Source organism: Olsenella sp. AGMB03486 (genome assembly GCF_040884255.1).
GTDB lineage: Bacteria > Actinomycetota > Coriobacteriia > Coriobacteriales > Atopobiaceae > Olsenella_L > Olsenella_L kribbiana.
On sequence record NZ_JBEVTM010000044.1, the window covers coordinates 1 to 5,958 of the forward strand.

Genomic DNA, 5,958 nt, shown 5'->3' on the forward strand with positions numbered 1-5,958 from the left:
AGAAAACTGGACGTGGTCGACTCGCGATATCGCAGGTCGCTCCCCGAGTGGGAGAGATACGCGTTCATCGCGGTAGGCAGCATCTACGGTGTCGAGCTTCTCCGTGACAACACGATTACATGCCGCAAGAGGCTGTATGGGATCGTCGGGAGTCGCTATGCGCGTGTGTCCAAGGGGAGCCAGAACCAGGCCTTCCTTGATGCGATTGCATTCGTGCTCGAGCGAAACATCCTCAACGGCAACGCGCTCAGCCTCAAGGCCGTCGACGCGGCCGGCAACGACACCGACGAGCCGATCATATTCTCAGAGTGGTCTGTCGTTCTGGGAGACAAGGTGAAGCGCCGCGACTTCCGTCTCGACGAGATGCTGGAGGGCAACGTCGATAAGGGCCAGACGCGCTCGCTCTTCGGAGCAGGCAACAATCCAGCGGTCGACTGGGAGTACGACGAGGAGACGAAGTCGTTCATCCCCAAGCCCATCCGTGAGTACCCTCTCGTGAGCTTCTACGAGGTGCAGAGCTATGAGTAGCCTCTTCGAGAGCACCTACAATCCAGATGTGCTTAGCTGCCTCGCCAACCTCAGCAACGACGAGGTGTTCACCCCGCCCGAGCTCGCTAACCAGATGCTCGACCTCCTGCCCGAGGACATATGGCACGACCCGAACGCGACCTTCCTCGACCCCGCGTGCAAGTCCGGTGTGTTCCTGCGCGAGATCGCGAAGCGGCTCATCGAGGGGCTGGCGGACGAGTACCCCGATCTCCAGGAGCGGCTCGACCACATCTACAAGAGGCAGATCTTCGGAATCGCCATCACCGAGCTCACGAGCCTGCTCTCGCGGAGGAGCCTGTACTGCTCCAAGTACCCCAACAGCAAGTACTCCGTCGTCCGATTCGACGGCCCTGAGGGCAACATTCGCTTCAAGAATGTCCAGCACACTTGGCGTGACGGGCGTTGCGTCTGGTGCGGTGCTGCCCAACAGCAATACGACAGGGACCCGTCGCTTGAGCAATACGCATACGAGTTCATTCACATTGACAATCCTGAAGAGGTATTGCACATGAAGTTCGACGTCATCATAGGAAATCCGCCCTATCAGCTAAGCGATGGCGGCAACAACGCCTCTGCCATGCCCATCTACCAGAAGTTCGTGGAGCAGGCCAAGAAGCTCAACCCCCGCTTCCTCGTGATGATTACGCCCTCCCGCTGGTTCTCCGGCGGGCGCGGCCTCGACTCCTACCGCAAGGACATGCTCAACGACCGGCACATCAGGAAGCTCGTTGACTACGAGGACGCAAACGAGTGCTTCCCCGGCGTCGACATGTCCGGCGGCGTCTCCTACTTCCTGTGGGAGCGCGACTACAAGGGCGACTGCGCCGTTATCAACATGAAGAACGGCGAGGCAGACGAGCAGGAGCGCGACCTCGGCCGCTACGACATCCTCATACGCTCCAACCAAGCCGTTTCCATCGTGGACAAGGTTACGGCACATACCAGCAAGTTCCTTAGCGCCTACGTCAGCAGCCAAAAGCCCTTCGGCCTGCGCACGTTCGCCCAGCCCACTGGCAGGGGCGACCTCACGCTACGTTGGAGAAACGGCAAGGGGCCCATCGAGCGCACCGCAATCACGGCCGGACAGGAATGGATAGACAAGTGGAAGGTCATCGTGTCGCGCGTCGTCTATGAACACGCCGGTGGCACCGACGCCCAGGGCATGCGTCGCGTGCTCTCCATCCTCGAAGTCCTCGGGCCCAAGGAGGTCTGCACAGAGACGTATATCGTCGTGAAGACCTTCGACACCGAGGCGGAGGCCCGCAACTGCATGGCATACCTCGCGCTCAAGTTCCCACGCTTCCTCATCAGCCAAGTGGCCTCCGCGCAGATGGTCAACAAGAAGTCCTTCATGTTCGTGCCCGACCTCGATTTCTCGAGGAGCTGGACCGACGTCGACCTCTACAACGAGTTTAGCCTAGACGACCAGGAGACCGCATACATCGAGAACCACATCAAGGAAATGAACCCGGGTGAGGACTGATGCCCACTAACGACTTCTTCCCCGAGCGACCGGACGTCCAGCCGATCATCTACGCCTACTGCGAGCCGCACAACCGCGAGCTCAAGGGGCTGCTCAAGGTCGGCTACACCGGGCGCACCATCGAGGAGCGCATGCACGAGCACTACCCGACGCTCAAGCCCGGCGAGAAGCCCTACGAGGTCGTGTTCACCGCGCCCGCCATGCGCGACGACGGCACCGTGTTTCTGGACCACGAGGTGCACGCCAACCTCGAGGAGAACGGCTTCAAGCGCCTGCGCGACCGCGACGGGAAGAAGACCGAGTGGTTCCGCTGCACCGTGGACGACGTGAGGGCCGCCTACGTCGCTGTGCGCGACCGCGCCGAGAACGTCGAGCGGCGCACGCAGACCTTCAGGATGCGGCCCGAGCAGGAGGCCGCCGTCCACAAGACCGAGGCCTACTTCCGCTCCATCGAGAAGGAGGGCGGCGCGCGCACGCCCAAGTTCCTCTGGAACGCGAAGATGCGCTTCGGCAAGACCTTCGCCACCTACGAGCTCGCCAAGGACATGGGCTTCAGGCGCCTGCTCGTGCTCACCTTCAAGCCGGCGGTCCAGGCGGCGTGGGAGGAGGACCTCGCCACGCACGTCGAATTCGAGGGATGGCAGTTCATCAGCCGCCCAAAGGAGCCGAGCAGGCCGGACATCGCCGAGCAGTACGAGGCGGCCGACAAGTCCCGCCCGATCGTCTGCTTCGGCTCCTTCCAGGACTTCCTGGGCCGCGACCGCTCCGGGCGCATCAAGCCGCAGCACGAGTGGGTGCGCGAGGAGGACTGGGACCTCGTCGTCTTCGACGAGTACCACTTCGGCGCGTGGAACGAGAACTCCAAGACGCTCTTCGAGCAGGATGACGAGGACGAGCGTGACACGCAGGAGGACGTCGACACCCGAGTAGGCCACGTGAACACCGGAAACGAGATGGACGAGGGCGACCTGCCGATCGTGACCCGCTACTACCTCTTCCTCTCCGGCACGCCCTTCCGCGCCCTCAACTCGGGCGAGTTCATCGAGGAGCAGATCTTCAACTGGACCTACTCCGACGAGCAGGCGGCGAAGGAGGCGTGGCCCAGCGAGCACCCCGGCCGGCCGAACCCCTACGAGAGCCTGCCGCGCATGGTCATGCTCACCTACCAGATGCCCGACGAGATCCGCAGGGTTGCGCTCGGCGGCGAGTACAACGGCTTCGACCTCAACTCCTTCTTCGAGGCCAGGGGGGAGGGCGACGAGGCGGAGTTCGTGCTCAAGGACTCGGTCCAGAAGTGGCTCGACCTCATCCGGGGGGCCTACAGGCCCTCGGCGGTGGACGACCTGAAGCTCGGGGCCGAGAAGCCAGCCCTCCCGTACTCCGACACGCGGCTCCTCCGCGTGCTCAACCACACGCTCTGGTACCTGCCGCGCGTCAACAGCTGCTACGCGATGCGCAACCTCCTCGCCGAGCCGCAGAACGTCTTCTTCCACGACTACACGGTGAACGTCTGCGCGGGACCCGAGGCAGGAGTCGGCGAGGCGGCGCTCGACAAGGTGCGCGAGTCGATGGCCGACCCGCTCAACTCCCAGACCATCACCCTCACGTGCGGCAAGCTGACCACTGGCGTCACCGTGAAGCCGTGGACGGGAATCTTCATGCTGACGAACATGAAGAGCCCGGAGACGTACTTCCAGGCTGCCTTCCGCGTCCAGTCGCCCTGGACCATAAAGGACGACGCGGGAAACACCGAGATAGTGAAGAGGGAGTGCTACGTCTTCGACTTCGCGCTCGACCGCTCGCTGCGCATGGTCTCCGACTACAGCTGCCGCCTCAAGGTGGACGAGAACGAGGGGCCCGAGCAGAAGGTCGGCGAGTTCATCGACTTCCTGCCGGTCCTCGCCTACGACGGGAGCGCCATGCGCCCCGTGAGCGCCGCCGACATCCTCGACATCGCGATGGCCGGGACCTCAGCGACGCTCCTGGCACGGCGCTGGGAGAGCGCCCTGCTCGTCAACGTAGACAACGACACCCTGCGCCGTATCCTCGGCAACGAAGACGCGCTGAAGGCGCTCATGAGCATAGAGGGCTTCCGCAACCTCAACCAGGACATCGAGACGATCATCAACCGCTCTGAGGCCATAAAGAAGGCCAAGCGCGAGAGGGACAACCTCACGTCCAAGGAGCAGAAGGAGATGACCGCCGAGGAGAAGGAGCTCAAGAGCAAGCGCAAGCAGATTCAGGAGAAGCTCATCAAGTTCGCGACGCGAATCCCCGTCTTCATGTACCTCACGGACTACCGCGAGCAGACGCTCAAGGACGTGATCACGCAGCTGGAGCCTGGGCTCTTCAAGAAGGTGACGGGGCTCACGGTCAAGGACTTCGAGCTCCTGGTGTCGCTTGGGGTCTTCAACGACGCCCTCATGAACGATGCGGTCTACAAGTTCCGCCGCTACGAGGACTCCTCCCTCACATACGCGGGCGTGAACCGCCACGAGGGCGAGAGGGTCGGTCTCTTCGATACTACCCTCTCTGACTTCGAGTACATGGAGATGGCCCAGCAGGAGTCCATGGTGGAGCCCAACGGGCTGTCGAAGGCCTCCTCAACCGGGTCGGCAAAAACAACAGGCGAGCACACGACCCCGTCAGCTGCTGCGAAGACGATGGGCAAGACCGCTTCCGTCGCTTCGGAGGGAAGTACGGCGTCGGCAAGCTTCACTCCGATGGGCGAGGGGGATGCAAGGCGCGACTGGCTTGACGATGAACTTGACGATGCCGGGCTGGAATACCTCGACAGACGGGAGGGCGATGGCTGCCTCTGGGTCATCGACTCCGCAGCGGCGTCCGCGCTCGTAAAGAAGCTCAACGAGCGTGGTGCGGGGTTCAAGCTCAGCTCCCATGGGGGGAGGGCGACGGGCGGCCGCGCCGCCTGGTGGCTCAAGGGCTACCCCGAAGAATCGTTCGAGCCCGTCAAGCCTACCCCCATTGTCACAAAGGCTGAGCTCAACGGCCTGGATCTTGGCGACACGGTGTTCCACAAGGCGTTCGGTTATGGCCAAATCGTCAGCTTGGATGACTCTTACATCGAGGTGTCGTTTGAGAACGACAACCATAAGAAGAAGCCGTCGCGGAGATTCGTGTTCCCCGGATCGTTCTACCAGGGTTTGTTGAGGATTGGGTAACAGATGAAGGATGCTCACATTTGCTCGTATGGCAAGATATGGGACTTACACATTCACTCTAACCAGTGCTATTCATGCACGGACCAAGACCTCAGGAACCTTAGTGTCGACGAATATGTCAGTAGTCTCCTGGAGCTCCTAGAGTGCTATGAAGACCTCGATATGATTTCGTTTACAGACCATAACCATATTTGTATCGAGTTGTACCGTACGTTCTATAATGCCGGCAGCCGAATAACCCTTCTTCCTGGTGTAGAAATTGACGTGGCTCTGGAAGAAGGCGGCGCATCGAAGCACCTCATTGTCTATTTTGATGCAATAAATGACATGGATACACTCGAGCCGCTAGCTGAGAAGCTGAACCGCCTACTGGATGATCGAAACGTCGGGAGTGGGAAGGGCAAAACGCCAATCGACATTAATGTCCTTCTCGATAACTTGGTCACCTACGGAGTTCACTTTGCGCTAAGTCCCCATGCAATGAAACAAGGCAAGCGTGGGATAGACTACGACTGGCACCCCATGCCCTACGAGGAGAAGTCGGCCGAGATGAATAAATACCTTGACCAGTTCTTCTGTTTCTGGGAGTCGAGCGGGAAAAGCGAGATAGCTCACGCTGTTGACTTTCTCCGGCAAATGGACCGTGACGAACTGATGTCAATCGTCTCGTTCTCCGATTCAAAGGATTTTGAAAAGCTTAGAAGCTATCTCGATAATCCTTGCCAGTACTTCAACTCCCTGCCA

General features: G+C 60.6%; 4 protein-coding genes. All 4 read left to right on the forward strand.

The genetic code is table 11. From position 1 onward, the window contains the following. Positions 1–528, forward strand: a 528-nt coding sequence (locus tag ABVS03_RS11405) for an SAM-dependent DNA methyltransferase (RefSeq protein WP_368019198.1), incomplete at its 5' end; no start/stop codon positions are given. Beyond that, positions 521–2,032 (forward strand): Eco57I restriction-modification methylase domain-containing protein, encoded by a 1,512-nt coding sequence (locus tag ABVS03_RS11410; RefSeq protein WP_368019199.1) that lies wholly within the window; start codon positions 521–523, stop codon positions 2,030–2,032. The genes ABVS03_RS11405 and ABVS03_RS11410, both read left to right, overlap by 8 nt. Beyond that, positions 2,032–5,214: a GIY-YIG nuclease family protein gene (locus ABVS03_RS11415; protein ID WP_368019200.1), complete on the forward strand. Its 3,183-nt coding sequence runs from the start codon at positions 2,032–2,034 to the stop codon at positions 5,212–5,214. Before ABVS03_RS11410 ends, ABVS03_RS11415 begins: the two co-directional genes overlap by 1 nt. A gap of 162 nt (positions 5,215–5,376) precedes the next feature. After that, the coding region (locus ABVS03_RS11420) for a hypothetical protein (RefSeq protein WP_368019201.1) at positions 5,377–5,958 on the forward strand (582 nt) is incomplete at its 3' end.

Coding starts and splice junctions, on each gene's coding strand:
- ABVS03_RS11410 (WP_368019199.1), top strand. CDS start 521: ATGAGTAGCCTCTTCGAGAGCACCTACAATCCAGATGTGCTTAGCTGC.
- ABVS03_RS11415 (WP_368019200.1), top strand. CDS start 2,032: ATGCCCACTAACGACTTCTTCCCCGAGCGACCGGACGTCCAGCCGATC.